Below are 18,189 nucleotides of genomic sequence, written 5' to 3'. Positions count from 1 at the left end.
AGCGATGCCGCCCCGAGCCCTTCACCTCGCTACAGCGCGCCGTGATCTGCTCTAGAGCACTTTCACCAGCGCATAGTCCCGCGCCCCCTTCCGGAGCAGCAGGTACCCGCCCGCGAGCACGTCCTCGCGCGTCACGGCCCGCTCCGACGCGGTCAGCTTGCGCCCGCTGACCGTCAGGCCGCCCTGCTCCAGCAGCCGGCGCGCCTCGCCCTTGCTCTTCACGAGCCCCGCGGTGACGTAGAGGTCCGCCACGTCGAGCGCGCCCAGCCCCTCGCCGGGCGCCGGCGCCTCGGCGAACGGGACCTCCGCGGCCAGCGCCGCCAGCGCCTCGCCCGACAGCGCGCGCGGGTCCCCCTTGGCGAACAGCAGGCGCGACACCTCCTGCGCCACGCGCGCCGCCTCGGCGCCGTGCACGCGCGTCGTCACCTCGTCGGCGAGCGCCTGCTGCGCCTCGCGCAGGTGGGGGCGCTCGGCGGTCGCCGCGTCCAGCGCCTCGACGCGCTCGCGCGGGAGGAGGGTGAAGTAGCGCAGCAGCCGCCCCACGTCGGCGTCGGGGGCGTTCACCCAGAACTGGTAGAACTGGTAGGGCGACGTGCGCTCGGGGTCGAGCCAGACCGCCCCCCCCTCCGTCTTGCCGAACTTCTGCCCCGAGGCCGTGGTGAGCAGCGGGAAGGTCACCGCATGCGCCGCGCCGCCGTCCATGCGCCGGACCAGCTCCGTGCCGGCGGTCATGTTCCCCCACTGGTCGCTCCCGCCGATCTGCACCGTCACCCCCAGCCGGCGGCGCAGCTCGACGAAGTCGTAGGCCTGGAGGAGCATGTAGGAGAACTCGGTGTACGAGATCCCGGTCTCCAGGCGGGTGCGGACGCTCTCGCGGGCGAGCATCACGTTCACCGAGAAGTGCTTCCCGACGTCGCGCAGGAACGACAGCACGTCGAGCGGGGCCAGCCAGTCGAGGTTGTTGGCCATCGTCGCCGCGGCCGGCCCCTCGAAGTCGAGGAATCGCTCCAGCTGCGCGCGCAGGGCGTCGGCGTTGGCCTCGACCACCTCGCGGGTGTTCAGCTGCCGCTCCGCCGACTTCCCGCTCGGGTCGCCGATCATCCCCGTCCCGCCGCCGACCAGCGCCACCGGGCGGTGCCCGGCGTGCTGCAGGCGCACCAGCCCCATGATCGGGAGCAGGTGGCCGACGTGGAGGCTCGCCCCCGTGGGGTCGAATCCGCAGTAGATCCGCTTCGGCCCCTCGGCGAGGTGGGCGCCGGCGCCCTCGGTCGTCTGGTGCAGGAGCCCGCGCCATGCGAGCTCGTCCAGCAGGGGGGCGGGGGTGGGGGCGGTCGTCTCGGACATGCCGGCCAAGATAGCCGGCCCCGGGGGGGCTGTCAGTCGCGCCCGCCCGCCGCCGGCCGTTACCTTCTCCCGCAGCCATGACGTCCCCGACGCCCGGTCCCACGCCCCCGCCGGCGCCCGAGGTGCGCGCCGCCACGCCGCGTCCGCCGCGGCCGGCCGGCGCGAGCTTCTGGCGCCGGCACGCGAGCACCCTGCGTGTCCTCGCGCTCGTCGTCACCTTCTTCGGCGCGCTGGCCGCCGGGGGGCTGTACGCCTCCTGGGCGCTCGTCTGCCGCGGCGGCGCCTGCCCCGCGGTCGCCGGGCTCGAGGGCTACTCCCCGCGCCAGACGTCAAAGCTCTACGCCGCCGACGAGCGCTTCGTCGCCGAGATCGGCAACGAGCGCCGCACGCTGGTCACGCTGCGCGAGATCCCGCCCGTCGTGCGCGACGCCTTCCTCGTCACCGAGGACAAGCGCTTCTACTCGCACTCGGGCGTCGACTGGCTGCGCGTCCCCGGCGCCACGCTGCGCAACGTGCGCGCGCGGCGGTGGCGCGAGGGGTTCTCGACGATCACGATGCAGCTCGCCCGCAACGTCTTCTCCGAGGACATCTCGCGCGAGAAGACCGTCGTCCGCAAGCTGCGCGAGGCCAAGGTCGCGCGCGAGATCGAGCAGCGGTACCCGAAGGACAAGATCCTCGAGCTGTACCTCAACCAGATCTACCTCGGCGCCGGCGCGTACGGCGTCGAGACGGCGGCGCAGCGCTACTTCGGCAAGAGCGTGCGCGACCTGAACCTCGCCGAGGCGGCGACGCTGGCCGCGCTCCCCAAGGGGCCGTCGCTCTACGACCCGCGCCGCTTCCCCGAGCGCGCCGTGCAGCGCCGCAACACGATCGTCGAGCTGATGCGCCGAGAGGGCGTGGTCAACGACGCCGACGCCTCGCTCGCCCGCGCCTACCCGCTGCAGCTGGCCACGCGCACCGAGAACGGCGAGACCGCGCCGTACTTCGTCGAGTGGGTGCGCCGCCAGCTGGAGGAGAAGTTCGGCCGCCAGCTCTACGAGGACGGGCTCAAGGTCTACACGACGCTCGACGTCGACATGCAGTCGGCCGCCGAGCGGGCGCTGGAGGCGCAGCTCAAGCGCATCGAGGCCGGGCGCTTCGGCGCCTACCGCCACACGACGTTCGAGCAGTACCAGGCGCGCGGCCGGGACGACGCCGAGGAGACGCGGGCGACCGCCAACTCGCCGTACCTGCAGGGCGCGTTCGTCGCCGTCGACCCGCGCACCGGCGCGGTGCGCGCGCTCGTCGGCGGGCGCGACTTCGACGACTCCAAGTTCAACCGCGCCACGCAGGCGCTCCGCCAGCCCGGCTCAACCTTCAAGCCGATCGTCTACGCGGCGGCCGTGCAGAACGGGCGCATGCCGGCGTCCATCGTCCCCGACGAGCCGGTGGCGGTGCCGCAGGCCGACGGCTCGGAGTGGACGCCGCAGAACTTCGACGGGAAGTTCGAGGGGCCGATCCCGATGCGGCGCGCGCTCTACCTCTCGCGCAACCTCGCCGCGATCAACGTCGGGATGGAGCTCGGGCCGCAGACGGTGATCGCCGAGGCCCGCAAGTTCGGCCTCTCGACGCCGATCCCGCCGTACCCCGCCATCTACCTCGGCTCCGCCGACGTGTACCCGATCGAGATGGTCGCCGCCTACTCGGCGTTCGCCACGCTCGGCACGCGGTCGTCGCCGTTCGCCATCGTGCGCGTCGAGAACCAGCGCGGCGACGTCCTCTGGCAGCCGGAGCCCGTGCGCGCCCCGGTGCTGTCGCCCGAGGAGGCGTACGTGATGGTGAGCATGATGAAGGACGTGAACCAGCGCGGCACGGCCTACGGCGCGGTCTGGGGGAACGGCTTCCGCATCCCGTCGGCGGGGAAGACCGGGACCACCAACGACGGCGCCGACGTCTGGTACGTCGGCTACACGCCGGACCTCGTCGCCGGGGTGTGGATCGGCCTCGACAAGCCGCAGAAGATCAAGACGAACGCGCAGGGCGGCGAGCTGGCCGCGCCGGCGTGGACGGCGTTCATGACCGAGGTGTACCGCCGCAAGCCCGCGCCCCCCGACTGGCCGACGCCGTCGGGGATCGTCGAGCGGCAGGTGGTGGCCGGCGCGAACAAGCTGTACGTCCCCGAGTGCGGCGCCGTGCCGACGGTGAGCGACATCTTCATCGCGGGGCTGGAGCCGGTCGAGGTGTGCATCCCGGGCGAGGGGTACGGCCCCGACGGCTACCCGCTCGACTCGACGGGCGCGATGGCCGACACGACGTCGCCGCTCGCGCCGGGGACGCCGGTGCGCCCGACGGTCCCGTTCGACCTGCCGCCCGACAGCGCGGCCGACACGCTGCGCCTCCGCCCCTCGCCGACGCGCCCCGCGGGGACGCGCCGCCGCCCGGCGTCGGACGCGGCGGGCGCGAACCCGGCGCTCGTCCCGCCGCCGCCCGCCCCGCGCCCCAGCGTCCCCCCGCCGCCGCGATGACCGCGTCGAGCGCCCCGACCGCCTGGCGCCCGCGCGACTGCCACGCCCACACCACCTTCTCCGACGGCGTCCTCGCGCCGAAGGCGCTGGTCGCGGTGGCGCGCGAGCGCGGCGTGCGCCCGAGCATCGCCGACCACCTCTCGGGCGACGTCGGCGCCGCCGTCGCCTCGGTGGCGGGCGTCACCGGCTACCTCGACGTGCTGGAGCGGCTGCGCGCCGACGCGCCCGACCTCTCGGTCTCCGGGGAGTTCTGCTGGCACGACACGCTCTGGCGCGACCTGCCGCGCGCGCAGTGGGCGCGCTTCGGGCACACGGTTGGCTCGCTGCACGCGGTCTGGCTGACGTCGGGGGCGCGGCTGCACATGTTCGCGCGCGGCTGGCCCGACGGGCTCGACGCGCAGTCGTACATGGACGCGCACGTCGAGAACCTGGAGCGCTTCGCCCGGGAGATGCCGGTCGACGTGCTCGCGCACCCGACGCTCCTCCCGATCCCGCTGCGGGGCCGCCCGCTGCAGGAGCTGTGGACCGAGGCGCGCGAGGAGCGCGCGGTCGCGGCGCTGCGGGCCGCCGGGATCGCGTTCGAGGTGAGCAACCGCTACCGGCCGCACGCGCGCTTCGTGCGCCGCGCCGTCGACGCCGGCGTGCGCCTCTCGCTCGGCTCCGACGGGCACACGTTCGAGCAGGTGGCCGACCTGGCGTGGCCGCTCGCGACCGCGCGCGAGGCCGGCGCGCGCGACGAGGACCTCTACGACCCGCACGCGCATGGCCGGCGCGGCTGACGAGCACCTTCGACCGACTCGGCGCCCGGCGCTCGGCGCTCGGCGTCCCCGCGGGACGGAGCGAGCGCCGAGCGCCGAGCGCCGGGCGGACCCGCGATGCGGCTGATCGCGGCCCGCTGGGTGGTCCCGGTGAGCGCGCCGCCGATCGCCGACGGCGCCGTGGCGGTCGACGGCGGCGGCCGCATCGCCTGGGTCGGCCCGCGCGCCGACGCGCCGGCGGGCGACGTCGAGGAGCTGGGCGACGCGATCCTGCTGCCGGGGCTCGTGAACGCGCACACGCACCTCGAGCTCACCACCATGCGCGGGCTGCTCGAGGACGCGGACTTCTTCGCCTGGATCCGCACCCTCACGCGCGCCCGCGCCGAGGTGCTGACCGACGACGACCTGCGCGACGCCGCGCGGCTGGGCGTGCTGGAGGGGCTGGCGGCGGGGGTGACGACGTACGCCGACACGTCGGCCAGCGGCGCGCCGCTCGACGCGCTGCTCGAGTGCGGGGCGCGCGGGATCGTGTACCAGGAGGTGTTCGGCCCCGACGCCGCGCAGCGCGACGACGCCATGCGCGGGCTGCGCGAGCGGGTGGCGGCGCTGCGGGCGCGGGCGACGCCGCTGGTGCGCGTCGGCGTGTCGCCGCACGCCGTCTACTCGGTGCACGAGGAGCTGCTCCTCGACGCCTGCGCGTTCGCGCTCGGCGCGGGGCTCCCGGTGGCGATGCACGTCAGCGAGAGCGCCGCCGAGATCGCGTTCCTGCGCGAGGGCACCGGGCCCTTCGCGGACTTCCTGCGCGGGCGCGGGATTGCGGTGGGGCGGCGCGCGCACTCGCCGGTGCACCTGCTGGCCGAGCTGGGGATCGCCGCCACCGCGCGCCCGCTGCTGATCCACGGCGTGCGCTTCGACGACTCGGACGTGCAGCTGGCGGCGCACTACGACTGCCCGGTCGCGCACTGCCCGGCGTCCAACGCGAAGCTGGGGCACGGGGTGGCGCCGCTGCGCGCGCTGCTCGACGCCGGCGTGCGGGTGGGGCTCGGCACCGACTCGGTGGCCAGCAACAACCGCCTCGACCTGCTCGACGAGGCGCGGACGGCGGTGCTGCAGCAGCGCGGCGCCCTCGCCCGCGCCGACGCGCTGTCGGCCGCCGAGGCGGTGGCGCTGGCCACGATCGGCGGGGCGCGGGCGCTGGGGCTCGACGCCGAGGTCGGGACGCTGGAAGTCGGGAAGGCCGCCGACCTCGCCGCCTGGCGGCTCGACGGGCCGCGCGGGGTCGGCGCCGACGACCCGGCGGCCGCGCTGGCGTTCGCGCTGGCGGGGCGCCCGGCGGCCCACGTCGAGGTGGCGGGGCGGGTCCTCGTGCGCGACGGGGGGCCGCCGCACCCCGACGCCGCGGCGATCCTCGCGCGCGGCGACGCGGCGGCGCGCGGCGTCTCCGACTGGCGCCGCGCGGCCGGCGGGGGTCGCTAGATTGGGGGCAGTCCCCCAATCCCGAGAGCCCATGTCCGACCGTCCGTCGTCCGGCCGCACCTCCGTCATCTGGCGCGACGGCCAGCTGATCCCGTGGGAGCAGGCCACCCTCCACGTGATGAGCCACGTCGTGCACTACGGCTCGAGCGTGTTCGAGGGGGTGCGCTGCTACGAGACCCCGACCGGCCCCGCCGTCTTCCGCCTGCGCGAGCACATGCGCCGGCTGGTCGACTCGTGCAAGATCTACCGCATCGAGCTGCCGTGGACCGTCGACCAGCTGGTCGCGGCGACGGTCGACACGGTCGCGGCGAACGACCTCCGCTCGTGCTACCTGCGCCCGCTCGTGGTGCGGGCCGGCGAGCAGATGGGGGTCCTCCCGTTCGGCGCCCCGATCGAGACCTTCATCATCGCCTGGAAGTGGGGCGCCTACCTCGGCCACGACGCGCTGGAGAACGGCGTCGACGTCGGGGTGTCCAGCTGGCGCCGCGCGGCGCCGGGGAGCTTCCCCGCGCTGGCCAAGGCGGGCGGGAACTACCTGAACTCGCAGCTGGTCAAGATGCAGGCGCGCACCGACGGCTACGTCGAGGGGATCACCCTCGACAACCAGGGGCACGTCGCCGAGGGGAGCGGCGAGAACCTGTTCGTGATCCGCGACGGCGTCGTGTACACGAGCGGGCTCGATGCGGCGATCCTCAACGGGATCACCCGCGACTCGGTGATCCGCATCGCGCAGGACCTCGGCTACGAGGTGCGGCAGGAGCGCATGCCGCGCGAGATGCTCTACGTGGCCGACGAGCTGTTCTTCACCGGCACCGCCGCCGAGCTGACCCCGATCCGGTCGGTGGACCGGATCCCGGTCGGGGAGGGGAAGCCCGGCCCGATCACCCGGGCGATCCAGGAGCGCTACATGGGGATCGCGACCGGGCGGATCGCCGACCCGTACGGGTGGCTGACCCCCGTGCCGGTGGCGGAGCCGGTGGGGTGACGGTGTGACCGACGGCGGCGTCGCTCCCTGGGGGCGGCGCCGCTGGCACTTTGTTCGCGCTGGGGTGCTATACTGATCGGGACGGCAGCGACGCGCCCAGGCGTGCCGCCGCCCCGCGCACGACCGGAGTCCAAGTACGCCGCTCTCGACGCACGACGGAGGTGTGCGTGATCGTCGGCTGTCTGGCCCTGAACGCGTCCTTCGAGCCGCTCACGATGGTGCCCGTCAAGCGGGCGCTCCGCCTCGTCATCGACGGGAAGGCGGAGATCGTGGAGAGCGACCCGGCCAAGTTCGTGCGCTCCGCGCGCATGACGATGCCGCGCCCGGCGGTGATCCGCCTGACGCGGTTCATCCACGTGCCGCGCCGCTTCCGCCGGCAGGTCACCAACACGTTCCTGTTCGCGCGCGACCGCTACCGCTGCCAGTACTGCGGGCGCTACCAGGCGGAGCTCAAGCCGCGCGAGGCGCTGACGCGCGACCACCTGATCCCGATCTCGCGAGGCGGGACCAACGAGTGGACGAACGTCGTCACCGCGTGCAGCCCCTGCAACCTGCGGAAGGCGAACCACTACCCGCACGAGATCGGGATGCACCCGCTCACGGCGCCGGTGGAGCCGCACTTCGTGCACCTGTCGTGGGCCGTGCGCCGCCTCACCCCGGCGCAGTCGCACTACATCCGCACCTTCTACGGGGAGCAGATGCTCCACCAGCTGGAGGCGCTCGAGCGGCGCGGCACCCCGCCGGACGCGCACCACCACCACGGACGGCACGAGCGGCACGACACGAAGCTCGCCGGCGACTGACGCCGGCGAGCTTCCGCGTTCCGGGGGGTCAGGGGCGGAACGTCTCCGAGCGCACCTCGTAGTGCCGCGTCTCGCCGCCCAGCAGCCGCGAGGCCAGCGTGCGCACCCCGCGCCCCAGCGCCGTGCCGGGGTTGCGCTGGCCGCGCACCGCCGGGCGCAGCTCCCCGCGCAGCCACCGCTCGACCTCGTCCAGGTCGGAGAGCGACAGCGTCTCGACGTCGACCACGACGTTCCAGTACGACCGGCGCCCGCGCGGCGGCAGCAGCGGCACGCGGTACGGCCGCTCCGCCGCCGCCATCGCCGAGGCGAGCTGCGAGAACTCGCCGAGCGGGGTGACCTCGTCGCCGACCAGGCGCGCGACCTCGTAGGTGCGGTCCATCCCGTTCTGCCGCAGCACCACGTCCCACTCCCACGAGCCGCGCAGGTCGTTGAACCACCCCGACACCGTCCACAGCTCGGCGCGGAAGTGGACGCGGATCGGGAAGCCGTGGGCGAGCAGGTCGCGCAGGTCGCGCTCGTCGAGCGCGTTCACCGTCCGCACCACCGGCCCCTCGCTCGCCAGCGCGGTCTGGCTGGGGAGGCGGATCTCGACGCCGCGCCGCTGGGCCGCCGCCTCCGACGCGCCGAGCACCAGCGCCAGCGCCGCGCCGGCGGCCAGGCGGGCGGCGGCGCGGAGGAGCGCGGGGCGGGGGCGCGGGGGGCGGCGCACGGCGGGAGACGGGCTCGGGAGCGTCAGAAGCGCTGGCCGACGCGCACGATGAGGTTCGTCCCCGGGCTCGGGCGCGTCACCGCCTTGGCCACGTAGATGCCGACGCTCCCCACGTCGTTCGCGCGGTGGTTGCCGAAGTCGAGCCCCGCGCCGACGTCGGCGAGGAAGCTGCCGAGCGGCGGGACGCTGCCGCGCGGGTAGACCTGCCGCTGCGCGTCGCGCGGGCCCACCAGCCAGCCGCGCCCCGCGTCGGCGAACACCACCCACGAGAAGTCCGTGCGCCACGCGCGCCGGCGCACCCGCCCGCCGTCGTCGTCGCCGAACAGCCGCACGCGGATGTCGCCCCGGTACTCGACCTGCGCCATCGCCATCCGCTCGCACTGCGCCGGCGACCCGGCCGGCTCCGTCCCGCCGACGCGGCACAGCCCGACCTCGCTCCGCTCGCGCCCCACCGGCGCCGGCTGGCGGAAGTCGAAGCCGGGGAGCGCCCCCGGCCCGGTGACCGAGAAGCGGCGCTGCAGCGGCAGCTCGTCGCCGTGCAGCCACCCGCCCAGCACGACGCGGAAGTTCAGCTGCCGGTCGGGGGAGAGCCGGTTGTAGCGCCGCACGTCGAGGAAGCCGCGCCCGTAGGTGCGCCGCCCGGGCGTCAGGTCGCGCGCGCCGAACACGCCCGGGGGCGGGGGGACGTAGCCCGGCGACGGCAGCGACACCGACGTCGGCGCGATCGCGGTGAACGCGCCCGTCCCGCGCTCGTAGTCGGCCTCCACGTACCACCCCGCCCACGGGCGGTCCACGTCGTTGCGCGTGTCGACGCGCACCGTCGCGTTCAGCACGTGCACGCGCCCCTCGTCGGCCGCCGGGTTCGGGCGCCAGGTCGCGCTCGGGCGGAAGAGCGTGAACACGTCGCGCGCGCCGCGCGCCGCCCACCGCTCGTCGGCCAGCGACAGCGTCACGCTGGCGTCGGGCCCCGCGAACAGCGACGCGTACGCCGCGGCGCCGTGCCGGCCGAACCAGTCGCGGAAGTCGCGCCGCGCCAGGAATGCCGCCAGCCCCGACTCCGTGCCGTCGAGCTGCCACGACTCCACCGGCGTCACCTGGTCGTAGAGCCGCCCGCCCACGCGCGCCTCCAGCCGCCGCCCCAGCCGCAGCTCGGCGCGCGCCAGGTGCCCGACGTTCCCGCTGTCCCACGCGAACTGCTCGGCGGTGCGGAAGATCCCCAGCAGGTCGACGCGCGCGCGCCCGCCCGAGAACGCGTGCTCCACCGACGGCCCGACCTGGATCGGCAGCCCCTCGACGCGGTTGTAGGTCCGCCCCGTGGTGAGCGTCAGCCCGGTCGTCGTCCGCCGCCCCGTCGCGGCGTCGGTGCGGCGCCAGCGGAACCAGGTGCCCACCCCCTCGTCGTCGAGGTCGGCCACCACGCGCTCGCCGTCGCGCGTGTACTGGAGCGGCTGGCGGAAGCGCACGTAGTCGCCGCGCAGCTCGGCGTCGAGGCGCCCCTCGACCACGCCGCCGACCACGAGCACGTCGCCGTCGACGCGTGCGCCCGTGCGGAACGTCACGTCGGCGTTCACCGCGGTGAGCCGCCCGGTGATCGTGCCGGCCACCACGACCGGGCCGTCGAGCACCGCCACGTCGCCGGCGACGGTGGTCCCCGCCGGCACCTCGAAGCGGCCGAAGGCGCGCGTGGTCCCCGGCGCGTTGAAGCGCGCCGCCACGTCGCGCGCCACGTCGCGCGGCAGCGTCGGCGCGTTGAGCGAGTCGGGGCGCGCGCGGCGCGGCTGAGCGGGCGCGCCGGTCGGCGCGGCGCCCGCCGCCAGGGCGAGCGCGAGGAGGGCAGGGAGGAAGCGGCGGGACATGGAGGACTCCGCGGGTGCGGGACGCCCCCGCGGGGGGCACGGCCCGTTCCCGCGACGGCGGTGCGGCACGGCGTGCGGAAGTGCAGACACGATAACGGGTTCCCGGCGCGCCCGCGCCGCCGCCCGGGCGCCCGGTGTCACAACGCGCGGACGGCGCGGCGTGTCGGGACGCGACGCCGCCGGCGCGTCACCGGATCGTCACTGGATGCCGAGGCGCTTCATGCGGCGGTACAGGTTCGGGCGGTCGGTCTGCAGCCGGCGCGCGGCCTCCGCCACGTTCCCCTGCGCCACCGCGAGCGCGCGCACGATCAGCGTGCGCTCGTACGCGTCGAGCGCGTCGTTGAGCGACGTGCCGAGGTCCGACGGGTCGGGGAGCGACGTCGGGACGCCGTCGGACGGGGTGCCGCGGTCGATTGCCAGCACCTGCCGCACGTGCGCCGCCGTCACCGGCTCGCCGGCGTGCAGGATCGCCAGCCGCTCGACGATGTTGGCCAGCTCGCGCACGTTCCCCGGCCAGCGGTGGCGCACCAGCAGCGCCAGCGCGTCGTCCCCCCACGCCGGCGCCGGGCGCCCGGTGCGCGCGCGGTGCAGCGCCGAGAAGTGGCGCACCAGCAGCGGCACGTCGTCGGGGCGCTCGCGCAGCGGCGGCAGGTGGATCGGCAGCACGTTCAGGCGGAACAGCAGGTCCTCGCGGAACGAGCCGTCGGCCACCGCGCGCGCGAGGTCCTTGTTGGTCGCCGACACGATCCGCACGTCCACCTTGATCGACCGCCCGCCCCCGACGCGCTCGATCTCGCGCGCCTCGAGGGCGCGCAGCAGCTTCGCCTGCGCCTCGGCGCCGAGGTCGCCCACCTCGTCCATGAAGAGCGTGCCGGTGTGCGCCAGCTCGAAGCGCCCGATGCGCCGGTCGGTCGCGCCGGTGAAGGCGCCGCGCTCGTGGCCGAACATCTCGCTCTCCACGAGGTCGCGCGGGATCGCCGCGCAGTTCACGCGGATGAACGGGCGCTCGCGCCGCGGGCTCGCGACGTGGATCGCCGCCGCCACCAGCTCCTTCCCCGTCCCGCTCTCCCCGGTCACGAGCACGCGCGCGTCGCTCGGCGCCACGCGCGCGATCAGCTCGCGCACCCGCTGGATCGCCGGGCTCGCGCCGACCATCTCGCCGCCGAGCCCGAGGTCCTCGCGCAGCGCGCGCGTCGCGCGCCGCGCCTGGCGCAGCTCGAGCGCCGCCCCGAGCGCGAGCAGCGTCCCCTCCGGCGTCAGCGGCTTCTCGAGGAAGGTGAACGCCCCGAGCTTGGTCGCGCGCACCGCGTCGGAGAGCCCGGCGCGCCCGCTCATCATCACGACCGGCAGGTCGGGGTACGTCTCGCGCAGCCGCTCCAGCACCCCGAGCCCGTCCACGCCGCCGGGCATCATCAGGTCGAGCAGCGCGACGTCCGGCTCGTGCGCCAGCGCCGCCGCGATCCCCGCGTGCCCGTCGGCGGCGTCGCGCACGTCGTACCCCTCGCCGGCCAGCAGCGCGCCGACCATGCGGCGGATGTTCGGCTCGTCGTCGACGATCAGGACGCTCGGCACGGTCGGCGGGCGCGGGCCGCGTCAGCCCTGCACGCGCGCCCGCTGCGCGGCGGCGTCGATCGCCGGCAGCGCGTCGGGGAGCCGCTCGCTCAGCAGCCGCGCCGAGAAGCGCTGCGCCTCGGACACGCGCTCCATCTCCACCGCGACCGACTCCACCGCCTGCTCGATGCGGTCGAGGCGCTGCGCGACGTCGTGCGGCACCGGCGCCGGCGCGCCGCGCTTGTCGAGGCGCCGCGCCCACGCGCGCATGAGCGGCCCGAGCACGACCATCGCCGCCAGGAAGAACATCACGATGCCGACGAGCTGGATCACGCTCTCCGGCGGCCCGCGGTCCGGCTCCGGCACGTCGGGCGGCTCGAGCGCCGTCTCGACCAGCTCCTGGATCTGGTCGGGGCGGAAGAGGGTGGGGTCGAGCTCCGTGACCTCGCCGTTGCGCGCGACGATGCGGATCCGCCCGTCGGGCTGCTTGGTGACGCCGAACGGCTGCGCCTGCACGCCGGCGCGCGCCTGGCCGGCCGTCGCCTCGCGCACCGCCTGGTCCACCTGCTCCTGCACCTGCTGCAGCTCGCGCGCGAGGTCGGAGGCCGCCTCGCTCGGAAGCCCCGGCGGCGGGGGCGGCGCCGGGACGCCGGGGACGGGCGGCGGCGGGGGCTGCACGGCGGGCGCGCTGAACGGAGTCGGCATGGGCACGATCAGGAGAGGGGCGAGCCCGCACCGGGCGTGTGGTGGCGCGCGCGCGGCGCCGCCTCGGGGCGCTCGGCGAGCAGGCGCGCCGAGAAGCGCTGCGCCTCCGACACGCGCTCCACCTCGACGGCGATCGTCTCGACCGCGTGCTCGATGCGCAGCAGCCGCGCGTCGAGGTCGGCCGGCGCCGGCGCGGGGGCCGCGCGGCGGCCCGTCGCGCGGGCGACGTACCACACCAGCGCGAGCACCGCGCACAGGAGGGCGCCCGCGAGGCCGATGCGCAGGAAGTCCGGCGACGCCTCGCGCGGCGGGAACCCCGGCGGGGGCATGTGCTCGACGAACTCCTGCGGCGGGCCGTCGGCGATCACCGCGCCGCCGTCGCCCGACTCGATCCGGATCACGCGGCCGTCGGGGAGGGTGACCGTCGTGTGGCCGTCGGGGCCGCGCTGCACGCGCACGTCGGCCAGCTCGGCGCGCGCCTGCGCCGCCGTCAGCTCGCCGGCCGCGCGGGCCTGCTCGGCCTGCGCGCGCGCCATCTCCGCGCGCACCCGCGCCAGCTCGGCCTCGACCTGCGCCTGCCGCGCGTCGCGCGCCATCTCGACGCGCGCGGCCTGCGCCTGCTGCGTCGCCGCGTCGTTCGCGCCCTGCGGGACCTGCGGGACCTGCGGGACCTGCGACTCAGCGCGCATGCGTCACCTCCTCGGCGGCCAGCGGCGCGACGCCCGCGCCCGGGGGGAGCGCGACGGCGCCGCGCTCGGACAGCAGCCGCGTCGTGAAGCGCTGCCCCTCGGCGATGCGCTCCACCTCGACCGCGATCGCGTCGATCGCCTGCTCCATGCGCTGCAGGCGGTCGGTCACCTCGCGCGGCACGCGCGGCTGCGCGCCCTCGAGCTCCACCTTCCGCGCGTACGCGCGCACGAGGGGGAAGAGCAGCGCCATGGTCGTGCCCGAGACGATGGCGACGATGGGAATCACGAAGGGCGACATCAGGCGGGACTCCTCGCCGGGGTCACCGGATGGGAGGTGAAGGACGTCGTGAGCGCCTCGCTCGGCGCCACGGGTAGGATGAAGCGGACCTCGGTGCCGCGCCCGACCGCGCTCACCGCGTCGACCGCGCCGCCGTGGGCGAGCACCGTCTGCCGCGCGATCGCGAGCCCGAGCCCGGTGCCGTGCGCCTTCTGCGTGACGTACGGGTCCCAGATGCGCTGCAGCAGCTCCGGCGCGATCCCGCCGCCGGTGTCGTGCACCGCCACCTCGACCGCGCCCACCGGGACCTGCGGGCCGCGCGCGTGCTGCACGCGCACCGTGATGCGCCCGCCCGCCGGCGTCGCCTCCACCGCGTTGAGCAGCACGTTGTGGAGCGCGCGCGCCAGCGCGTCGTAGTGCCCGCGCACGAGCGGCAGGTCGTCGTCGACCTCGACGCGCCCCTCGAGCTGCTCGGGGACCGCGGTCGCCACCGCCCACCGCGCCAGCTCGCCGAGGTCGACGTCGGCCGCCGGTCCGTCGGGGAGCCGGCCGAACTGCGCGAAGCTGCGCGCCATCTTCTCCAGCCGCGCCGTCTCGGCGGCCAGCACCTCGACCGCCTCGGCCTGCGCCGGCGTGGCGTCGCGCCGCAGCCGCTCGACGGCGAAGCGGATCGGCGTCAGCGGGTTCTTGAGCTCGTGCGCCACGCGACGCGCCGTCTCGCGGAACGCCTCGGCGCGCTCGGCCTCGAGCGCGCGCGCGCGGCCGGCCGCCAGCTCGCGCGACATCGTGCGCATGCGGCGGCGCAGCGTGCGGAACTCGGGGGCGCCGCGCGGCTCCGGCTCGTCGGGGAGCGCCTGCCCCGCCTGCACGAGCGCCGTCCACCGCACCAGCTGGTCGAGCGGGCGGCTGAGCTGGCGGCTGAGGTGCCCCGCCACGCGCGACGCCCCGACGATCAGCAGCGCCACCCCCACGACCCCCGAGACCAGCAGCACGCGCCCGAAGCGCGGCGCCACGAACGAGTAGCGCCGCGCCAGCTCGATCGAGCGCCGCAGCTCCTGCTCGTGCACGTCGAAGGCGCGCGCCGCCGCCGGGTCGGGGGTCCGCGCCCGCGCCAGCGCGAGCGCCCGCTCCCCCGTGGCCGCCGCGCGCTCCCACGCCCCGCTCCCGCTCATCAGCGGCAGCGCCCGCGTCACCGTCCCGATCCAGAGCGTCGTGAGCAGCACGGACGGGCAGACGGCGAAGAGGAGGAGGATCGTGAAGAGGCGGGTGCGGAACCGGTAGCGCGTTCCGGCGGGCCGGAGCCTGGGCACTCTACGAAGGGCGGGGAAGGGGGGTTTCTCCAAGGATGGGCCCGGGGGGAGGGCTCTGGAAGGGCGGGAGCGGATACTGCGGGAGTCGGCACTACGGGAGTCCCGACCGCGGGAGTCGTGACGGCGCCGTGCGCTCTTCCGACTCCCGCCGTGAAGACTCCCGCCGTCACCACTCCCGCCCTACCCCCGATGAAGACCGCCACCCGCTACCTCACCTTCACCACCCGCCGCCGCCAGGAGCTCCTCGACATCACCGACGAGGTCGAGGCCACGCGCGCCGAGGCCGGGATCCGCGAGGGGTTCGTCCTCGTCTCCGCGATGCACATCTCGGCGTCGGTGTTCGTCAACGACCACGAGCCGGGGCTGTGGCAGGACATCCTCGACTGGCTCGAGACCCGCGTCGCGCCGTGGGACCCCGACGCCTACCGGCACAACCGCGGCACCGGCGAGGACAACGCCGCCGCCCACCTGCGCTCGCTCACCGTCGGCCACGAGGTCCTCGTCCCGGTCACAGACGGCCGCCTCGACTTCGGGCCGTGGCAGCGGGTGTTCTACGGCGAGTGGGACGGGCAGCGCCCCAAGCGCGTGGTCCTGAAGGCCATGGGCGTCTGACGGGTCCGTGCTTTACCCCGTTCCCGTCAGGGATTAGCGTTCGCCCTCGATGCCCACCCCCAACGACGCCTGGACCCTCGCGCCGCTGCTGGCCCGGCGTGCCGCCGAGCACCCCGAGCGTCCCCTCGTCGTCGGCGGCGGCGGTCGGCGCCTCACGTACGGGCAGGCCGAGACGCAGTCGGCGGCGCTCGCCGCCGCGCTGGCCGAGCTGGGGATCGGCGAGGGGGACCGCGTCGCGATCAACCTCCCCAACTGCCCCGAGTGGGTGGTGGCGCTGGCCGCCTGCGCGAAGCTCGGCGCCGTCGTCGTCCCGGTCAGCCCGCGGCTCAACTTCCACGAGCTGAAGTACCAGCTGCGCCACGCCGAGGTGTCGTGCGCGGTGACGGCGGAGCGGCACAACGGCGTCGACTACCTGCAGCTGTTCGAGCAGCTGCTCACCGAGCTCCCCGACCTGCAGTACCTCGTCACCGTCGGCGACGAGGAGCTCTGGTACGACGACCGGATCTTCCAGTTCGAGGACCTGCTGTCGAAGGGCGCCGGCCGCCCGGTGCCGGCGCACAAGGACGTGCACGACGGCAGCGACCTCGCGCTGCTCTACACGTCGGGCACGATGGGGAAGCCCAAGGGCGTGCGCCTCTCGCACCGCGGCGTGCTGGAGACGGCCGTCCGCACGGGCGAGGCGGTCGAGCTCTCCCCCGAGGACCGCATCTTCTCGGGCGTCCCGCTGTTCGCGATCTTCGGCTTCTCCACCGCCGTGGGCGCGGTCGCGGCCGGCGCGACGCTCGTGCTGCAGGAGCGGTTCGACGCCGCCGAGGCGCTGCCGATCCTGGAGCGCGAGCGCGTGACCGTGCTCCAGGGCGTGCCGACGATGTTCCACCTCCTGATGCGCGAGCCCGGGTTCGACCCGCGCCGCCTGAAGGCCGCCGGGCTGCGCACCGGCGTCGTCGCCGGGAGCCCGATCGGCGAGGAGCTGGTGCGCCGCATCCGCCGGTGGTGCGACGTGCAGGTGGCCTACGGGCTCACCGAGACCGGCCCCACCGTCGCCGTCACGCGCTTCACCGACCCGGAGGACAAGCGCGCCGGCACCGTCGGCCGCCCGCTGCCGGGCGTCGAGGTCATGGCGGTCGACGTCCTCACCGGCCAGCTGCACGGCCCGCGCGAGGCCGTGGGCGAGATCGCCGTGCGCGGCCCGGGCGTGCTCCTCGGCTACGCGCGCATGCCGGCCGAGACCGCGAAGTCGTTCACCCCCGAGGGCTTCTTCCTCACCGGCGACCTCGGGATCCTCGACGACGACGGCTACCTGCGCATCGTCGGCCGGCGCAAGGAGGCCATCTCCCGCGGGGGCTTCCAGATCCACCCGCGCGAGATCGAGGACCAGCTGCGCGCGCACCCCGCCGTGGAGGACGTGTGCGTCATCGGCCTCCCGCACGACGTGCTCGGGGAGCTGATCTGCGCGTGCGTCGTCCCCGTGGAGGGCGCCGTCATCACGGGCAAGGAGCTGAAGGACTTCGCCCGCGACACGATGGCCGATTACAAGATCCCCGACCTCGTCCGCTTCTTCGACGCGTTCCCGATGAGCGGGAGCGGGAAGGTGCGGCGCCGAGAGCTCGAGCGCACCGTCGCGCTCGACCCAACCGTCACGTCGGGCGCCTGACGCTCGCGCAGAGGAAGACGTCCTCCGCGCGTCGTCGGCGCCCGCCCCAGTACCCGACGCGAGCCATATGAGCTCCCGCTTCACGCGGCCGCCCCAGCGCGGCCCCGTCGCCCCGATCCACCGCGGCCCCCAGGCGCTCCCGCCGGGCACCTCCGCGCTGCCGGGCGGCTACTACAACGCGCACGCCCCGAACGCCGCGCTCCTCATCGACTTCGACAACGTCACGATGGGGATCCAGAAGGACATGCAGTCCGAGCTCCGGAACCTGCTGTCCTCGGACATCATCAAGGGGAAGGTCTCCGTCCAGCGCGCCTACGCCGACTGGCGCCGCTACCCGGGCTACATCGTCCCGCTCACCGAGGCCTCGATCGACCTGATCTTCGCCCCGGCCTACGGCTCGGCGAAGAAGAACGCGACGGACATCCGCCTCGCCATCGACGCGATGGAGCTGGTGTTCACGCGCCCCGAGATCGGGACCTTCATCCTGCTCTCCGGCGACTCCGACTTCTCGAGCCTCGTCATCAAGCTCAAGGAGTACGGCAAGTACGTCATCGGCGTCGGCATCCGCGAGAGCTCGAGCGACCTGCTCGTCCAGAACTGCGACGAGTACTACAGCTACAACGCCCTCGCGGGGCTGGTGCGCACCTCCGACGAGGAGGTCGTGCGCTGGGACCCGTGGGAGCTGGTGGTCGAGGCGGTGGGCCGCATGGTCCGCAACGGCGACGTGATGCGCGCCGACCGCCTGAAGCAGGTGATGCAGGACGTCGACCCGAGCTTCGACGAGAAGGACCTCGGGATGTCGAAGTTCTCGCGCTTCGTGCACGAGGCCGAGAAGCGCGGGCTGCTGACGCTCACGCGCCAGGAGAACGGCCAGTACGAGATCGGCGCCACCGCGCGCGGCGCCGAGCGCGCCGCCGCGGCGCCCGCCGCCGCGCGAGCAGCGCGAGGAGCGCGGC

At 75.3% G+C, this 18,189-nt stretch carries 16 protein-coding genes; 8 read left to right on the top strand and 8 right to left on the bottom strand.

Going from position 1 to position 18,189, the window contains the following annotated elements; all coding sequences use genetic code 11:
* Window positions 1-51: 51 nt before the first annotated feature.
* Window positions 52-1,344 carry a tyrosine--tRNA ligase gene (gene tyrS / locus PYV61_RS07650; protein WP_275830000.1) on the bottom strand — a complete coding sequence of 431 codons (1,293 nt, stop codon included), beginning with the start codon at window positions 1,342-1,344 and terminating at the stop codon, window positions 52-54.
* Window positions 1,345-1,421: 77 nt separating this feature from the next.
* Between tyrS and PYV61_RS07645 the strand changes: the two genes are divergently transcribed.
* The 5 genes from PYV61_RS07645 to PYV61_RS07625 all read left to right on the top strand — a co-directional run bounded on the left by PYV61_RS07645 (window position 1,422) and on the right by PYV61_RS07625 (window position 7,870).
* Window positions 1,422-3,848, top strand: coding sequence for a PBP1A family penicillin-binding protein (locus tag PYV61_RS07645; protein WP_275829998.1), 2,427 nt, complete (start codon window positions 1,422-1,424; stop codon window positions 3,846-3,848).
* Complete coding sequence (locus PYV61_RS07640; protein WP_275829996.1) at window positions 3,845-4,627, top strand: hypothetical protein; 783 nt, start codon at window positions 3,845-3,847, stop codon at window positions 4,625-4,627. The genes PYV61_RS07645 and PYV61_RS07640 overlap by 4 nt, the downstream gene beginning before the upstream one ends.
* A 96-nt stretch (window positions 4,628-4,723) precedes the next feature.
* Window positions 4,724-6,082 carry an amidohydrolase family protein gene (locus tag PYV61_RS07635; RefSeq protein ID WP_275829994.1) on the top strand — a complete coding sequence of 453 codons (1,359 nt, stop codon included), beginning with the start codon at window positions 4,724-4,726 and terminating at the stop codon, window positions 6,080-6,082.
* A 31-nt stretch (window positions 6,083-6,113) separates the two neighbouring features.
* The gene (locus PYV61_RS07630) at window positions 6,114-7,067 is read left to right on the top strand and encodes a branched-chain amino acid transaminase (protein WP_275829992.1); all 954 of its coding nucleotides are present in this window, start codon (window positions 6,114-6,116) and stop codon (window positions 7,065-7,067) included.
* Window positions 7,068-7,234: 167 nt separating this feature from the next.
* A complete protein-coding gene (locus PYV61_RS07625) occupies window positions 7,235-7,870 on the top strand; it encodes an HNH endonuclease (RefSeq protein ID WP_275829991.1) in 636 nt (211 codons plus the stop codon).
* A gap of 28 nt (window positions 7,871-7,898) precedes the next feature.
* On the opposite strand, the gene PYV61_RS07620 is transcribed toward PYV61_RS07625, so the two are convergent.
* The 7 genes from PYV61_RS07620 to PYV61_RS07590 form a co-directional block, all read right to left on the bottom strand.
* Window positions 7,899-8,579: a hypothetical protein gene (locus PYV61_RS07620; RefSeq protein WP_275829988.1), complete on the bottom strand. Its 681-nt coding sequence runs from the start codon at window positions 8,577-8,579 to the stop codon at window positions 7,899-7,901.
* A 23-nt stretch (window positions 8,580-8,602) separates the two neighbouring features.
* A complete protein-coding gene (locus PYV61_RS07615) occupies window positions 8,603-10,435 on the bottom strand; it encodes a hypothetical protein (protein ID WP_275829986.1) in 1,833 nt (610 codons plus the stop codon).
* 198 nt (window positions 10,436-10,633) lie between these two features.
* Window positions 10,634-12,007 (bottom strand): sigma-54 dependent transcriptional regulator, encoded by a 1,374-nt coding sequence (locus tag PYV61_RS07610; protein ID WP_275829984.1) that lies wholly within the window; start codon window positions 12,005-12,007, stop codon window positions 10,634-10,636.
* A gap of 21 nt (window positions 12,008-12,028) precedes the next feature.
* Complete coding sequence (locus PYV61_RS07605; RefSeq protein WP_275829983.1) at window positions 12,029-12,691, bottom strand: hypothetical protein; 663 nt, start codon at window positions 12,689-12,691, stop codon at window positions 12,029-12,031.
* Window positions 12,692-12,699: 8 nt separating this feature from the next.
* Window positions 12,700-13,380, bottom strand: coding sequence for a hypothetical protein (locus PYV61_RS07600; RefSeq protein WP_275829982.1), 681 nt, complete (start codon window positions 13,378-13,380; stop codon window positions 12,700-12,702).
* A complete protein-coding gene (locus tag PYV61_RS07595; RefSeq protein WP_275829981.1) occupies window positions 13,370-13,678 on the bottom strand; it encodes a hypothetical protein in 309 nt (102 codons plus the stop codon). The genes PYV61_RS07600 and PYV61_RS07595 overlap by 11 nt, the downstream gene beginning before the upstream one ends.
* The gene (locus tag PYV61_RS07590; RefSeq protein WP_275829980.1) at window positions 13,678-14,967 is read right to left on the bottom strand and encodes a HAMP domain-containing sensor histidine kinase; all 1,290 of its coding nucleotides are present in this window, start codon (window positions 14,965-14,967) and stop codon (window positions 13,678-13,680) included. The genes PYV61_RS07595 and PYV61_RS07590 overlap by 1 nt, the downstream gene beginning before the upstream one ends.
* A gap of 189 nt (window positions 14,968-15,156) precedes the next feature.
* On the opposite strand from PYV61_RS07590, the gene PYV61_RS07585 reads away from it, so the two are divergent.
* The 3 genes from PYV61_RS07585 to PYV61_RS07575 form a co-directional block, all read left to right on the top strand.
* Entirely contained in the window at window positions 15,157-15,579 is a 423-nt protein-coding gene (locus tag PYV61_RS07585) for a secondary thiamine-phosphate synthase enzyme YjbQ (RefSeq protein ID WP_345785222.1), read from the top strand.
* 49 nt (window positions 15,580-15,628) lie between these two features.
* Window positions 15,629-17,233, top strand: a complete 1,605-nt coding sequence (locus PYV61_RS07580; RefSeq protein ID WP_275829978.1) for a class I adenylate-forming enzyme family protein — start codon at window positions 15,629-15,631, stop codon at window positions 17,231-17,233.
* Window positions 17,234-17,300: 67 nt separating this feature from the next.
* Window positions 17,301-18,189: NYN domain-containing protein (locus tag PYV61_RS07575; protein WP_275829977.1), on the top strand; the 889-nt coding region annotated here is incomplete at its 3' end.

The organism is Roseisolibacter sp. H3M3-2 (assembly GCF_029211165.1).
In the GTDB taxonomy this organism is placed as follows: domain Bacteria; phylum Gemmatimonadota; class Gemmatimonadetes; order Gemmatimonadales; family Gemmatimonadaceae; genus Roseisolibacter.
The sequence above is the reverse complement of the archived record's forward strand: the minus strand, read 5'-3'. Positions and strand labels throughout refer to the sequence as shown.

Coding starts and splice junctions, on each gene's coding strand:
- tyrS (WP_275830000.1), bottom strand. CDS start 1,344: ATGTCCGAGACGACCGCCCCCACCCCCGCCCCCCTGCTGGACGAGCTC.
- PYV61_RS07645 (WP_275829998.1), top strand. CDS start 1,422: ATGACGTCCCCGACGCCCGGTCCCACGCCCCCGCCGGCGCCCGAGGTG.
- PYV61_RS07640 (WP_275829996.1), top strand. CDS start 3,845: ATGACCGCGTCGAGCGCCCCGACCGCCTGGCGCCCGCGCGACTGCCAC.
- PYV61_RS07635 (WP_275829994.1), top strand. CDS start 4,724: ATGCGGCTGATCGCGGCCCGCTGGGTGGTCCCGGTGAGCGCGCCGCCG.
- PYV61_RS07630 (WP_275829992.1), top strand. CDS start 6,114: ATGTCCGACCGTCCGTCGTCCGGCCGCACCTCCGTCATCTGGCGCGAC.
- PYV61_RS07615 (WP_275829986.1), bottom strand. CDS start 10,435: ATGTCCCGCCGCTTCCTCCCTGCCCTCCTCGCGCTCGCCCTGGCGGCG.
- PYV61_RS07605 (WP_275829983.1), bottom strand. CDS start 12,691: ATGCCGACTCCGTTCAGCGCGCCCGCCGTGCAGCCCCCGCCGCCGCCC.
- PYV61_RS07600 (WP_275829982.1), bottom strand. CDS start 13,380: ATGCGCGCTGAGTCGCAGGTCCCGCAGGTCCCGCAGGTCCCGCAGGGC.
- PYV61_RS07595 (WP_275829981.1), bottom strand. CDS start 13,678: ATGTCGCCCTTCGTGATTCCCATCGTCGCCATCGTCTCGGGCACGACC.
- PYV61_RS07585 (WP_345785222.1), top strand. CDS start 15,157: ATGAAGACCGCCACCCGCTACCTCACCTTCACCACCCGCCGCCGCCAG.
- PYV61_RS07580 (WP_275829978.1), top strand. CDS start 15,629: ATGCCCACCCCCAACGACGCCTGGACCCTCGCGCCGCTGCTGGCCCGG.